Annotated in this window: 12 protein-coding genes and 2 tRNA genes; 9 read left to right on the forward strand and 5 right to left on the reverse strand. The window is 65.1% G+C overall.

The window, feature by feature from the left end:
• Positions 1 to 143: 143 nt before the first annotated feature.
• A tRNA-Val gene (locus NATTI_RS0119475) sits at positions 144 to 218 on the reverse strand.
• A gap of 183 nt (positions 219 to 401) precedes the next feature.
• Here NATTI_RS0119475 and trpD point away from each other — a divergent pair.
• From trpD to trpG, 4 genes are read left to right on the forward strand one after another with little or no spacing between them, the layout of a single operon-like run.
• A complete protein-coding gene (gene trpD / locus NATTI_RS0119480; RefSeq protein WP_006088187.1) occupies positions 402 to 1,418 on the forward strand; it encodes an anthranilate phosphoribosyltransferase in 1,017 nt (338 codons plus the stop codon).
• On the forward strand, positions 1,415 to 2,065 hold the full coding sequence (locus NATTI_RS0119485; RefSeq protein WP_006088186.1) for a phosphoribosylanthranilate isomerase: 651 nt from the start codon (positions 1,415 to 1,417) through the stop codon (positions 2,063 to 2,065). The genes trpD and NATTI_RS0119485 overlap by 4 nt, the downstream gene beginning before the upstream one ends.
• Before the next feature lie 15 nt (positions 2,066 to 2,080).
• On the forward strand, positions 2,081 to 3,760 hold the full coding sequence (gene trpE / locus NATTI_RS0119490; protein WP_006088185.1) for an anthranilate synthase component I: 1,680 nt from the start codon (positions 2,081 to 2,083) through the stop codon (positions 3,758 to 3,760).
• Positions 3,757 to 4,407, forward strand: a complete 651-nt coding sequence (gene trpG, locus NATTI_RS0119495) for an anthranilate synthase component II (protein WP_006088184.1) — start codon at positions 3,757 to 3,759, stop codon at positions 4,405 to 4,407. Before trpE ends, trpG begins: the two co-directional genes overlap by 4 nt.
• A gap of 77 nt (positions 4,408 to 4,484) precedes the next feature.
• Here the strand turns inward: trpG and NATTI_RS0119500 are convergent, their stop codons facing one another.
• The gene (locus NATTI_RS0119500; RefSeq protein ID WP_027119225.1) at positions 4,485 to 4,667 is read right to left on the reverse strand and encodes a hypothetical protein; all 183 of its coding nucleotides are present in this window, start codon (positions 4,665 to 4,667) and stop codon (positions 4,485 to 4,487) included.
• A gap of 438 nt (positions 4,668 to 5,105) precedes the next feature.
• Between NATTI_RS0119500 and NATTI_RS0119510 the strand changes: the two genes are divergently transcribed.
• Positions 5,106 to 8,228, forward strand: a complete 3,123-nt coding sequence (locus tag NATTI_RS0119510) for an adenosylcobalamin-dependent ribonucleoside-diphosphate reductase (protein WP_006088182.1) — start codon at positions 5,106 to 5,108, stop codon at positions 8,226 to 8,228.
• 129 nt (positions 8,229 to 8,357) lie between these two features.
• On the opposite strand, the gene NATTI_RS0119515 is transcribed toward NATTI_RS0119510, so the two are convergent.
• Entirely contained in the window at positions 8,358 to 9,665 is a 1,308-nt protein-coding gene (locus NATTI_RS0119515; RefSeq protein ID WP_006088181.1) for an MFS transporter, read from the reverse strand.
• 167 nt (positions 9,666 to 9,832) lie between these two features.
• On the opposite strand from NATTI_RS0119515, the gene NATTI_RS26640 reads away from it, so the two are divergent.
• Positions 9,833 to 10,009 (forward strand): HVO_2523 family zinc finger protein, encoded by a 177-nt coding sequence (locus tag NATTI_RS26640; RefSeq protein ID WP_006088180.1) that lies wholly within the window; start codon positions 9,833 to 9,835, stop codon positions 10,007 to 10,009.
• 54 nt (positions 10,010 to 10,063) lie between these two features.
• Entirely contained in the window at positions 10,064 to 10,603 is a 540-nt protein-coding gene (locus NATTI_RS0119520; RefSeq protein ID WP_006088179.1) for a response regulator, read from the forward strand.
• Positions 10,604 to 10,635: 32 nt separating this feature from the next.
• On the opposite strand, the gene NATTI_RS0119525 is transcribed toward NATTI_RS0119520, so the two are convergent.
• Positions 10,636 to 11,385 (reverse strand): TVP38/TMEM64 family protein, encoded by a 750-nt coding sequence (locus tag NATTI_RS0119525; RefSeq protein ID WP_027119227.1) that lies wholly within the window; start codon positions 11,383 to 11,385, stop codon positions 10,636 to 10,638.
• Positions 11,386 to 11,500: 115 nt separating this feature from the next.
• Between NATTI_RS0119525 and NATTI_RS0119535 the strand changes: the two genes are divergently transcribed.
• Entirely contained in the window at positions 11,501 to 11,899 is a 399-nt protein-coding gene (locus NATTI_RS0119535) for a DUF5830 family protein (RefSeq protein WP_006088177.1), read from the forward strand.
• Between the two features lie 33 nt (positions 11,900 to 11,932).
• Here the strand turns inward: NATTI_RS0119535 and NATTI_RS0119540 are convergent, their stop codons facing one another.
• The gene (locus NATTI_RS0119540) at positions 11,933 to 13,240 is read right to left on the reverse strand and encodes a DUF7115 domain-containing protein (protein WP_006088176.1); all 1,308 of its coding nucleotides are present in this window, start codon (positions 13,238 to 13,240) and stop codon (positions 11,933 to 11,935) included.
• Between the two features lie 103 nt (positions 13,241 to 13,343).
• Here NATTI_RS0119540 and NATTI_RS0119545 point away from each other — a divergent pair.
• Positions 13,344 to 13,498 (forward strand) — tRNA-Met (locus NATTI_RS0119545).
• The last annotated feature ends 493 nt before the right edge of the window (positions 13,499 to 13,991 follow it).

The raw sequence follows: 13,991 nt of genomic DNA on the forward strand, positions 1-13,991 counted from the left end.
TTTGAACTACGCCCGAGAACCTGCGCCTTCGGCGCAGAACCTCGGTCTAGTTCAAATTGCCCGGACAATTTCTGACGGAACGACGACTCGCTCCGCGTGGCGCAAGCGCCACGCTTCGCTCGTCGGTATTGTTCCGTCAGAAATGGGTTGGGGCAGATTTGAACTGCCGGCCTCCTCCATGTCAAGGAGGTGTCATAACCAGACTAGACCACCAACCCGCCTGGTTTCGCTTGCGTGGCCTCCGTCGCCACCTTGTCTGCACTCATTGATTGCCCACCACCGTAATTGAAGGTTTCGAATCGACTGCCGTACGCGACTCGCACCCACGCACCCCGCCGATACGCTTAAGTTGATGTACTGATTTGGACATTGTAAGACAACTACGTACATTGGTGTTCACTATGCAGGAGTACGTCGAACGGGTAACTGACGGGGAGGATCTCACACAGAACGAGGCTCGAGCGGCCTCTACGGCGGTCTTCGAAGAGGCGACGGAGGCACAGATCGGCGCGCTGCTCGCCGCGCTGCGAGCGAAAGGCGAGACGGAAGCCGAAATCGCGGGCTTCGCCGAAGGCATGCGCGAGGCGGCGCGAACGATCTCCCCCGATCGGGAGCCGCTGGTCGATACCTGTGGCACGGGTGGTGACGACTACGACACGATCAACGTCTCGACGACGAGCGCGATCGTCACCGCCGGCGCGGGCGTTCCGGTCGCCAAACACGGCAACTACTCCGTCTCCTCCTCCTCCGGCAGCGCGGACGTCCTCGAGGTCGCGGGCGTAAACGTCGAGGCCGAACCGCCGGCCGTCGAGGACGCCATCGAACGCGACGGGATCGGCTTCATGCTCGCGCCCGTCTTCCACCCCGCGATGAAGGCCGTCATCGGCCCGCGCAAGGAACTCGGGATGCGGACGGTGTTCAATGTGCTCGGGCCGCTGACGAACCCCGCTGGCGCAGACGCGCAAGTCGTCGGCGTCTACGACCCCGATCTCGTCCCCGTCCTCGCGGACGCCCTCGCGCGGATGGACGTCGACCGAGCGCTGGTCGTCCACGGCGCGGGCACCGACGAAATCGCGATCCACGGGGAGACCGTCGCCGCGGAAGTAACTGGCTCCAGCGTGGAGGCATACACCCTCGAGCCGTCCGATCTCGGTCTCGAGCAACACGATATCGAGGCCATCTCGGGCGGCTCACCCGAAGAAAACGCCGACGACATGCGCGGCATCGTCGAGGGGACGGTTACGGATGCCAAACGGGACGTCATCCTCGCGAACGCCGGCGCGGCGATCTACGTCGCTGGCGAGGCCGACTCGCTCGAAGCGGGTGCCGACGCGGCACGCGAGGCGATCGACTCCGGGTCGGCGGCGACGAAACTCGAGCAACTCTGCGCGGGAACGACGGAGCAGGTACAGCGATGACTCGCGTGAAGATCTGCGGGCTGACGAGCGAGGACGACCTCGAGACGGCCGTCGAAGCGGGGGCCGACGCCCTCGGTATCATCTGTGACGTGTCGGTCGATACGCCCCGAGAGGTCTCCATCGAGCGAGCCAAAGCGCTCGTCGCCGCGGCCCCGCCGTTCGTGACGACCGTGCTCGTGACGATGCCGTCCGGACCGAACCGGGCGATCGAACTGGTCGAGGAGATCGAACCCGACGCGGTTCAGTACCACGGCAGCATTCGACCCGGGGATCTGGCGTACCTGCGCGCGAAGATCGACGCCCAACTCCTGCTCGCGGTCGACGCCGACGATGCGGAGACGGCCGCGGCCTACGACGACGTGGTCGACGGACTCATCGTCGACACGCCTGGAGAGGACGGCGGCGGCGGCACCGGTAAAACCCACGACTGGGAACAGACTCGACTGGCCGCGGTCGACCTCGAGTCCCCGCTGATCCTCGCGGGCGGACTCACCCCCGACAACGTCGGCGATGCGGTACGGACGGTCGAACCGTTCGCCGTCGACGTCGCGAGCGGGGTCGAGGCGGACGGCGGCGTCAAGGATCCCGACGCCGTTCGATCGTTTATCGACCGAGCCACGAACGCCCGCCGACCGGCGGAGCTCTGACCAGCCGATTTCAGTATGAGTGATCCAGACCCCCCATCCGACGCGACGCCGACGCTCGACATCGACCGCGAGATCTTCCGCGAGCACGCGGGTGACCGCGACGAGCGACCGGCGGTCGTCCGCACCGTCGCGACGCTCGACGTCGAGACGACGCCCCTCGAAGCCTACGCCGCGCTCACCGGCCGGTCGCCCTCGAGCGACCGGGAGCGGTCGCCGTACGCCTTCTTACTCGAGAGCGCGGAGAAGACCGCCTCGAGCGACCCGGACGGCGCGTTCCGACCGAGTTCGGCGCAGACGGATCGCCACGCCCGTTACTCCTACGTCGGCTACGACCCGGACGCCGTCGTCACGGTCGAACCCGAGGGCACGTCCGTCGAAGCCCTCAAAGACGACGTGCCGCTCGACCTCGTCGAGACGACCGACGACGGCGACACCGTCGACGCCCTCCGCGCGGCGATGCCGGACGTTCGGTTCGCAAACGCGCCCGACCACGACCGCCAGCATCTGACCGGTGGGCTCGTCGGCTTTCTCGCCTACGACGCGGTTTACGACCTCTGGCTCGAGGAGGTCGGTCTCGAACGGCCCGAGTCGCGGTTCCCCGACGCGCAGTTCGTCCTGACGACGAAGACGCTCGCGTTCGACGAGCGCGACGGGACGATCTCGCTGGTCTGTACGCCGATCCTCGAGGGCGACGACGACCCGGACGCGGTCTACGACGCGCTCCTCGAGGAGACCGCTGCGGTCGCGGCAACCCTGCGAGGGGCCGAGCCGCCCAAGACGGGCGGATTCGCCAAGACCGACGAGATTGCCGGCTCCAAGGAGGTCTACGAGGAGAGCGTCGAACGGGCCAAAGAGCACGTCCTCGACGGGGACATCTACCAGGGCGTCATTTCCCGCACTCGAGAGCTCTACGGCGACGTCGATCCGCTCGGCTTCTACGAGGCGATGCGCGACGTGAACCCCTCGCCGTACATGTACTTGCTCGAGCACGACGATCTGACCGTCGTCGGCGCGAGCCCCGAGACGCTGGTCTCCGTGCGCGGCCGCGAGATCATGTCGAACCCGATCGCCGGCACCTGCGACCGAGGAACCGGACCCGTCGAGGATCGGCGACTCGCGGGCGAGATGCTGGCCGACGAGAAGGAGCGCGCCGAGCACACGATGCTGGTCGATCTGGCCCGCAACGACGTGCGCCGGGTCGCCGACGCCGGCTCGGTCCGCGTCGACGAGTTCATGAACGTCCTCAAGTACAGCCACGTCCAGCACATCGAGTCGACGGTGACGGGCGACCTCGCGAGCGACGCGGACGCCTTCGACGCGACGCGGGCCTCGTTCCCCGCCGGCACGCTCTCAGGTGCGCCGAAGATCCGGGCGATGGAGATCATCGACGACCTCGAGACCGAACCCCGCGGCCTCTACGGCGGTGGCGTCGGCTACTACTCCTGGTGTGGCGACGCGGACTTCGCGATCGTGATTCGGACCGCGACGGTAGAAGACGAGGGTGATCGAGACCGGATCACGGTCCGTGCCGGTGCGGGACTGGTCGCGGACAGCGACCCCGAATCGGAGTACGAGGAGACCGAGAAGAAGATGGGCGGCGTGCTCGCCGCCCTCGAGGAGATCGAGGAATCCGTCGATACGGACGGGAGCGGGCCGACAGACGACTCCCTCGAGACCCCGGAGGTGAGCCGATGAGCGCGGCGGGCGAGGAGCACACGGCGAACGCAAACGGAGACGGTGAGACGGAGCCGTTGACGGTCCTGTTCGTCGACAACTACGACTCCTTTACGTACAACCTGGTCGAGTACGTCAGCCAGCAGGCCGGCACCGAGACCGAGGTGCTGAAAAACACCGCGTCGCTCGAGGAGATCCGCGCGGTCGACCCCGACGCGATTATCATCAGCCCCGGACCGGGGCACCCGAAGAACGACCGCGACGTTGGCGTCACGATGCAGGTTCTCCGGGAGGTGAGCCCGACGGTGCCGACGCTCGGCGTCTGTCTGGGTCTCGAGGCCGCCGTCTACGAGTACGGCGGGACCGTCGGCCGAGCGCCCGATCCAATCCACGGGAAGGCCTCCGCCGTCGACCACGACGGCGCGGGCGTCTTCGCGGGACTCGAGCAGGGCTTTCGCGCGGGCCGGTATCACTCGCTGGTCGCGACAGCGGTCCCGGACTGCTTCGAGGTATCGGCCACGGCCGAACACGGAAAAGAAACGCTCGTCATGGGCGTCCGCCACCGAGAGCACCCGATCGAAGCCGTGCAGTTCCACCCAGAGAGCGTGCTCACGGCGCTCGGGCACGACGTAATCGAGAACTTCCTCGAGTCGGTCGCGGAGGACTGAGCCGTTCGGCGGGACCGATCCTGGCGAGGGACGGTCGCCTCACGAGTGCGCAATCGCGAAAATTGTTCTCGATCGAATTAAAAGAACGGAAGGAACGAAAGGTCCGTCACGCCGGCTGTATAGAGGCCGGCGAGCACGACGGCGGAGACGATTCCGACTCGGATTGCCAGTTTGATCGCGATGCGGATCGCAATGATGGCGACCGCGACGGCAGCAAGTCCCGCGAGTACGAGCAGGACCATCGATGATGGTTCGACCATACCGACTCCCCGTACTACAGGGACGTAATCTTTCTGGATATCATGACAGAATTCGGATCGTGACTACCATCGGGGAGAGAACGCCGAGAGAGCCGATAACCGGCACCCTGAAACTGAAAATCACCGGACAGAGGGGCGGTTTGTCCCACTCACGGCTACTTTCAGTTCGGTCTGAAAATCGTTAAGAGCGTCGGCGTTGTAGTTCCAGACAGCACCGATCGCGGCCGTTTCGAACGTCGTGGTCGGAGACGAAACCATAGCGTACAGAGACATCCATACAACTTCAGTTGTCCTAATACAAGAAAAGCAGGACAACAACACCCAGTTTTAAGATGTATCGATGACTACCGAACCTTCGTCACGAACGATGAAATGCAGGACCCGGACCCACGACAGAATCGCCACCCCGCGGCCCGTTCGCCTCGAGGTGACCCGCGCATGAGCGAATCGGAGCTCTCCGCGGAAGAACTAACACTCCCAATCAAGCGCACCGACGGCGACACGCTCGAGGCGCGCATGACCGACAACGCCTATCACAACATCCTCCCCGCACGCTACCTGCGGAAGGATGCCAACGGCGAACTCACCGAGACCCAGGAGGATCTCTTCGAGCGCGTCGGCACGAACATCGCGCTGGCCGAAGCCGTCTACGAGGCCGAAAAACGCGACCTCGAGATCACGGTCACGCCCGACCAGCTCAAGCCAGGCCACCCGCGCCGTGACGAACTCGCCGAAGAAGTGTTCGGTGAGGGAACCACGGCCGAGGACGACGCGGAAACCGTCCTCAGCGAGCGCAACGTCAACAAGTTCGCCTACGACACCGTCGTTCCCGAACTCCCCGACGAGGTACGCGAACACGTCGAGGACGTCGCGGAGACGTTCATCGAGGGCATGTCGGAGCTCTCCTTTATGCCGAACTCGCCGACGCTGATGAACGCCGGCGACGAACTCCAGCAGCTCTCGGCCTGTTTCGTCATGAGCCCCGACGACGACCTCTCGGACATCCACGAGACCGCCAAGAAGGCCGCGGAGGTCTTCCAGTCCGGCGGCGGCGTCGGCTACGGCTTTTGGCAGCTTCGCCCCTTCGGCGACTCCGTCGGCTCGACCGGCGGCATCGCCTCCGGGCCGATCACGTTCATGCGGACCTACGACCAGCTCTGTGAGACGATCGCACAGGGCGGGACCCGACGCGGCGCCCAGATGGGCATCATGCGCGTCTCCCACCCGGACGTCATCGAGTTCATCCACGCCAAGAACAAGGACGTCTCGCTGGCGCACACGCTCCGGCTGAACGATCCCGACGACTACACCTACACCACCTTCTCCGAAGCGCTCGAGGAAGCGCGCAGTCTCATCGACGAGGACGGTCGCGTCCCCAAACACCTGCGAAACGCCGTCGAGGGCCATCTCTCTAACTTCAATATCTCCGTCGGCGTCACCGACGACTTCATGGAGGCCGTCCAGAACGGCGAGGAGTTCACGTTCACCAACCCGCGGACCGAAGAGCCCCACATCGCCACCGAGGAGACCAAGGAGATGTACGGCCGCTACGACCTCGGCGAACACGTCGAGGTCGGCGAACCGCTCTCGATCCCCGCAGAACTCATCTTTGAACGCATCGTCGAGGGCGCCCACGAGAACGGCGAACCGGGCGTTATCTACCTCGAGCGAGTGAACAAACAGCACTCCTTCGACGTCGAGAAACAGGAGGATCACCAGATTCTGGCAACGAACCCGTGTGGCGAACAGCCGCTCGAGGAGTACGAAGCCTGCAACCTGGGTCACATCAACCTCTCGACGCTCGCCGACCAGGAGGCGCCCGACTGGCGCGTCTGGTCCGAAAAACACGGCGACGAGTACGACAGCTTCGAAGCCGCCGTCGACGCCTTCCTCGAGGAGGCCATCGACTACGCGGAGTTCGACGAGCGAATCGAGTACGGTACTCGCTTCCTCGAGAACGTCGTCACGATGTCCGACTTCCCGGTCGAGGAGATCGAGGAGAAGGTCCGTGACATGCGCAAGATCGGTCTCGGCGTCATGGGACTGGCACAGCTGTACATCCAGCTGGGCATCAAGTACGGCAGCGACGAGGGCAACGAGGTCGCCCGCCAGCTGATGACCCACATCAACCACGGCGCGAAGGCGACGAGCCACGACCTCGCGACCGAACGCGGCTCCTTCAACGACTGGGACGACTCGAAGTACGCGACGCCGACCGAGTACCGCGAGTGGTTCGAGCACCAGACCGGCGAGGACGCCGACGACTGGGCCGACGGCTTCCCGATCCGCAACCACAACGTGACGACCATCGCGCCGACCGGCACGACCTCGATGGTCGGCAACACGACGGGCGGCTGTGAGCCGATCTACAACGTCGCCTACTACAAGAACGTCACCGACGACGTCCAAGGCGACGAGATGTTAGTCGAGTTCGACGACTACTTCCTGCGGACCTTAGAGGAGAACGGCATCGACGTCGACGCCGTCAAAGAGGAGGCCCAAGAGCAGATGGCCACGAACCAGTTCGAGGGCGTCGAAGGGCTCTCGACGGTCCCCGACGCCATCGGCGAACTGTTCGTCATCACGAGCGACCTTTCGGCGAAACAACACGCCGCAGTGCAGTGTGCCGCACAGGCCGGCGTCGACTCCGCCATTTCGAAGACGGTCAACGCCCCGAACGACTCCACGCTCGAGGACGCCAAGGAGGTCTTCGAGTGGGTGTACGAGAACGGTGGCAAGGGCGTTACCTACTACCGCGACGGCACCCGGAGCAAGCAGGTGCTGACCACGCGCGCCGACAACGCCGACTTCGCCGACGAGACCGAAGCCGCACAGGCGCTCGTCGAACAGATCGACGAGATCTTCGGCGGACTCGAGGCGTTCCTCGGAAGCGACGAGGTTCGAGACGTCCTCGAGGAGGACGTCGACTCGCTGACCGCTGACGATTACGACCACGTCACCGTCGACTTCACCGAGAAGCGCGAGCGACCGGACGCCCTGCAGGGCGTCAGCCAGCGCATCGACACCGGCTACGGCAAGGTCTACGTGACGATCAACGAGGATCCGGAGACCGGCCAGCCGTTCGAACTGTTCGCGAACATCGGCCACTCGGGCGGGTTCACCAACTCCTTCACCGAAGCGCTCGCGAAGGTTATCTCGACTTCGCTGCGCTCCGGCGTCGATCCCGAGGAGATCGTCGACGAACTCTGTGGCACGCGCAGTCCGAAGGTCGCCTGGGATAAGGGCGAGCAGATTCAGTCGATTCCGGACGCCATCGGCACCGCGATGCGGCGCTACCTCGATAACGAGATCGACAAGCCGTATCCGAAACAGCAGACGCTCGAGGAGTCCGCCGACGCGGACACCGAAGTCGAGTACGACGGCCCGCAGACCGACGGCGGCGCGGCCGCCGCACAGGGCGGCGCTGAGGCCGACGACGACGCCACGCAGGACCTCATCGACGCCGGCGAGTCGCCCGAGTGTCCCGACTGTGGCTCGATGTCGCTGTACTTCTCCGAAGGCTGCAAAACGTGCGAGAGCTGTGGCTGGTCGGAGTGTTGAGCCGGTAAGAACGGCACTCACGGTTCGGTAACGGTTCGAACGACCTACGAGCGATTTTTTCTGGCTCCACTGATCCAGCGATAGCAGAGCCTCGAGTCAGTCGGTCCGTAGCATTCCTCGGCGGCCCGATCAGCTAGCCGACCGGTTTAACGCCGTCACGGCCGCCGTTCGGTGCCACAACAGGACGACGAGACCGGCACCCCCGAGAACCAGCCCACCCGCGACGGCGAAGGCGAGTCCGTAGCTCGAGGCGGCGAGCCAACCGCCCAGGAGGCTTCCGAGCCCGCCGGCAAACGCCATGAGCGCGCTGTAGACGCCGAGGGCCTCGCCGCGGACCCCCGCGGGCGCGAGCTGCGTGACGATCGTTCCCGTCGTCACGGCAATCACGGCCCAGGAGAGCCCGATCAGGACGAAAACGACCGCGGTCCCGGCGATACCGATTGCCGTCGCGCCGAAGACAATGCCCACGAGGGCGACGAGCGGAAGCCCGATCGCTCGGCCGAGGAGTCCGGCGACCTGGACGAGCTCGGCGTCGTGTCTCGCCGCGAGACGACCGACGCGGTCGAAGAAGACGGCCGAGGCGACGCTCGAGACCAGATAGAGCGCGAAGATGCCGTCGGAGCCATAGCCCGCGTCGCCCAGAAACGCGGGGAGTGGAGCGAAAAAGACCGCTGATCCGGCGAAGACGAGGACGATCGCGCCGAAGTAGAGTGTGAGGTCGGGCGTGAACCGACGGGCCAGTCGGCTGGGATGAAGGTCTCGAGGGTCGACGCGCACGGGGGAGAACGGAAACGTGACGCCGCGAACATTGAACCGGCCGGCGCGTCGAATCGCGCGTCGAAGCTTCCGCGGCGTGGGCTCCTCGCCCGGTCGGGGGTCCGGCGGCAACAGCCGAACTGCGGCCACACAGCTCAGGCCGGCACAGCCGGCGCAGGCCAGCAGGAACCCCTGCTGGGCGGCGAGGGGGTCGAGAACCAGTTCCGCGCCGGCGGTCCAGACGGCACCCGCGAAGAGTCCGAGCGCCCAGCCCACTCCCTGGTAGGTGTTGAGCCGGGCGATCTGGGCGCTCCACTGAGAGTCGGGGACGTCAGTGACTGCGAGGAGGGTCAGGATCGGTAACGCCGCCGCGGAGGCGAACCAGATGACGGCGTTCGCGCCGACGACGATCGGAATCGACTGCGTAAGGGGGACGAGAGCCGCCATCACGGCGACGAGTCCGAGTGCCGCGACGACGAAGCCGCGGCGTTTACCCGTTCGATCCGCCAGCCCGCCGAACGTCAGCGCGCCGGGAACCCCGGCGAACGCGGCTGCTGCGGCGAGTACGCCGAGTGTGAACGGGTCGCCGCCAAGCGAGACGACGTAGAGCGGGACGATCAACGAGACGCCACCGAACGCGACGGAGCCGAGCCCCCACGCGTACAGCCACCGATCGGACATGAAGGGGACACTCGAGCGCCGCGTTATAAATGGTCGATTTCGCTCGGCGCGTTCGACAGCGATTCTCTCGCTCGAGGGCAGTCACCCACCGTCGTCCGCGAATCGAACAGCGGGTCGTCTCGACCGGGAGCACCACACTTAGCACAGTCGGGGCGGTACTGAGAGTTATGGCTGCCGACGACGACGGAGATGGGAACGGGCCGGATGCAGTGGACGGGCCCAGTGTCGACTCGAGCGGCGCACCGACCTGTCCGCACTGCGGGGAACCGCTGTACAAGCGCCACTGCAAGTACGTCTGTCCGCAGCACGGCCCCATCATCGACTGTTCTGATCCCTTCCGGTGATTACGACTCAGCGCCCGACTCAGGGCGTGAGTTGCGCGGTACTGATACAAGGCGATGGCCTGTGGTCTCGAACAAGCGACCTGTCTGTCCACACAACCGACGATCCTCGTCGTCGACGACGAGCGCGAACTCGCCGACCTCTACGCGATGTGGGTCGATGGAGAGTACGAGGTGCTGACCGCCTACGACGGCCGTTCGGCGCTCGAGGCGATGGGTTCGGCGGTCGACGTCGTTCTGCTCGACCGTCACATGCCGGATCTCACCGGCGACGAAGTCCTCGAACGGATCCGCGCCGCGGGCCACGACTGCTGGGTGATCATGGCCACGGCGGTCGATCCCGGGCTCGACATCGTCGAACTGGATATCGATGACTACGTGACCAAGCCGGTGACCAGAACCCAACTGACGCGAATCATCAAGAACCTCCGCGTGCAGGCCAAGTTCAGCAACGGCGGCCGCCGCGAACTCGCCGCGCTCTCGAACAAGATGGAGACGCTCGAGGACGAGCAATCGGTCGAAGAGTTAGAACAGACGGAGGCCTATCGGCAACTCGAATCCGATCTGACGGTGCTGAGCGACTCGTTGGTCAAGTGAAACGCGACGAGAATCTGCGGGACGATATTGAACTAACTCTCCGCCGTCCGCCCGGTCTTCCCCGACCGTCTGTGCGTCCGAACGGCGCGATACGCCGGGCCGGCAAGCAGTACCGACGCCGCGACGAGACAGGCGACGGTGAGCGTGACGCCGAGTTCGCCGAGCCCGCCCGCGGTGACGGTGGCGGCCGACGCGCCGACGACGACGCCGGCCACCGTCCACGGGAGTTCGCCGACGACCGTCCCGAGCACGAACTGTCGGAGTCGCACGCCGCTGACCGCTGCCGCACACGTCGAAACGTCCGATGGAATCGGTGCCAGCCGGGAGACGACGACGCCACGGGTCGGTCCCGCCGTCTCATAATAGCGGGCGACGACGCTCCCCGCCCGCTCGAAGAGAGAGCCGAACGCGCCCTCGATTGACGCCGACACGGAGTCGTCGCGTGCGTCACTCGAAGCGCTCGCGTCGGTGCGGACGAACCAGCGAGCGACGAGGAAGACGGGTATCACTGTCGCCACGACACCGACGAGTGCGATCGGGATCCCGAGCGTGACGCCGTAGCCGTACCCGACGACGACGGCCAACGGCGTCGTCGGGAGCACGAGCAGCGGCCGTACGAGATAGAGCCCGACCACGACGAGTCCGAACAGATACGGATCGACCGAGACCGACTCGACGGCCCCGAGCACCGTCGACGGCGAGACGAGCACACCCATCGCGACGATCGCACCGATCACGACCGTCCCGACGAGCGCACGGCGGTCCACCGACGACAATGTCATCGATTCCAGTTTTTCACCGAGCGTTGAAACGTTTGTGTCTCGACGGGTGGAGTTCGGTCGCCGTCGGTGGCGAACGACACAACGTTTATTCGCTCGCGGCCGACAGCACTCATCGATGGATCGCGACGAGACCAAATCCGACACGGCCGCCGGCGTCAGCGACGACCGGGTCGCGCTCGGGCTGGCGCTGCTCGAGCGACTCGAGCACGAGTCGCTTCCCCTGCCCGAGGTCGTCGACCGGATCGAGACGGTGACGACCGATCCGACGGTGACGCGGACGATCCTCGACGAGGCGGAACTCCGCGGTATCGTCGAGCGTGAGGACGGAATCATCCGCCCGAAGAGCCGCCAGTACGTCCGGTTCGAGCAAGACGTGATCACGAAAGAGGGCGATTTCTCCTGCCAGCGCTGCGGGACGGGCGTCTCGACGGGCTATTTCATCGATCTCGACGCCGGCGAACTGGGACCCTTCGGCTCCTCGTGTATTCGGAAGGTGACCGGGCGGGAGGATTGAGGACGTTACCCGCTGAGAGGACTGCGGACGCTTCTACCGCTGCTTGCGGAGTTCGGCGATCAGTTGCTCGATCGTTCCCTGCTGGCGTTCGATGACCTCGGTCTGTCGCTCGACGGCGACTTCGAGTGCCTCGACGCGCTCGAGCAGTTCGTCGGTGACGTCGTCATCGGGTTCGGGGTCGGTCCCGAGCAATGGCGTCGAGTCCGTGCCGAGTCCGCCGTCGTCCTGCGTCGGGGTCGTCTCGATATCGGCCGGCTCCGTGTCGATCTCGGTCGGCTCAGTTCCCTCGAGATCGGAGTCGTGTCCACTTACGGTCTCAGCCGACATTTCGAAGGTTTCGGCCTCGCTCGCCGCTGGATCAGCCTCCTGTCCCGTGGCCGGATCGGTCTCGGCTGGCGTCTGCGCCACCGACTGCGTCTCGGTCTGCTCGCGGTGCGTGGACGCCTGTTCGGGGTCCTGGTGGCCCTGTGGCTCACTCGTCGGACTCGACTCTGCCGCGGGCTGTGGCTCGTTCGCGTCCGAGCCAGCGGCCGGCGTCTCGTCCGCCAGCGGATCAGGGGTTGCTGCGGGTTCCTGGACGCCACCGGCCGTCTCGTCGACGGGTTCGTGATCGTCCAGCGACGGCGGGTTGGCGTCGAGGGGATCGACACCCTCTCCGAAGTCGACCGACGCGCTCCGCTGGCGCTGTTCGGCCTCGTCGTCACCACCGACTTTCTCGTTGAGTTCCTCGAGCGAGCCCACGTCGTGGTACTCGAAGAGGGCTCGCTGGAGCCGTTCCCGGAGATCGTTCGCCTGCTCGTTGGGGGCTTTGATCCGCTGCGGTCGGCCGTCGACGGTGAGCACGATCTGCGTCGCGACGCTGCCATCCTCGAACGCAAGGCTCGTGACGTCCTCGAAGTGGTACTCCTCGTAGTCGCCGTCCCAGACTGCCGCGCCGATGTGTTTGACGAGTCTGTCGCTGGTGATTATCAGTGTCAGTTCGCTGAAACGGTAGGTCTTGGCGACCGTTTCACCGGGATCAGTGATTCCGTTGCCGTTCAGAACGCCGGCCAGCACCGGGTGCAAGACGCCGTCAGTTTTGCTGCCAGGGACGCTGAACGATTTCGTTCCCTCGAGGGGGTACTCGAGGGTGAACTTCGTCTTGCGTCGGCCTTCCGAGAGGGTGAGTCGGTCGGCCTCGTGGGGGTATTCGTCGATCGACTCGTCGCTTAGCAGGCCTTCGGAGCTGTAGACGAGCGTGCTCGAGGGCGTGATGAAGAGTTCGTCTTCGCCGCCGAGAGAGACGCGCGCCGCGATTTCCTCGCCATTGAGAGTAGACTGGACGATTCCGGGAACGCTCATGCGCGGGTAGTTGGGAAGGCCGTGCCATAAATCCGTGGGTCGGCGTTGCACGCCGGGGCCGAATGAGAAGGTTAAAGAAACAGACGCGGCTATCACAGAGTGAGCCCGGGTGGCTTAGCTGGACATAGCGCCGCACTCATAGGGTTCAGAGATTCGGTGCGGTTTCGCCTTGGAAGCCTCCGTGTCCCCACGAGGACTCATGCCGAGCCTCGGACCTGGGACATGCGGAGATCGAGGGTTCGGAGCCCTCCCCGGGCATTTTCCCAAGAAGTCACGAACGAAGTGAGTGACGACGCTGGAAAATGCCCGGGGAGGCGGAGAACCCGGTGGTCTTACGCGAGCGCCAGCGAGCGTAAGGCAGGAAAGACGAACGGAGTGAGTCTTTCCGTGGTTCGGAGCCCGGGAAGGCGAAGAACCCGATTATCTTCGTGGGCGTCTCGGAAATGCGAGCGGACGACGGCTCGAGAGAGCTTTGCTCTCTCGTAGGTTCGGAGCGATCCGGTAGTCTTCACTGAGCGAAGTGAGGTGCGACCGAGGGAGCGCCTCAAAAATGCGAGCGGCGAAACCGTGAGCAAAGCGAGTCTTTCCGTGGTTCGGAGCCCTCCTCAAAACCCGTCAAAAGCGACAGTATCCTTTCGAGACCCACCGCCTGCTACCGACGAACCATTTCCTTTCGAAAAACGCCGGCTGGGGCCAGCGTCACCGCACCCCATCCGCTGTGGTGTGTCAGTGGACAGGCCGATCCGAGATC

It is taken from the genome of Natronorubrum tibetense GA33 (assembly GCF_000383975.1).
Classification (GTDB): Archaea; Halobacteriota; Halobacteria; order Halobacteriales; family Natrialbaceae; genus Natronorubrum; species Natronorubrum tibetense.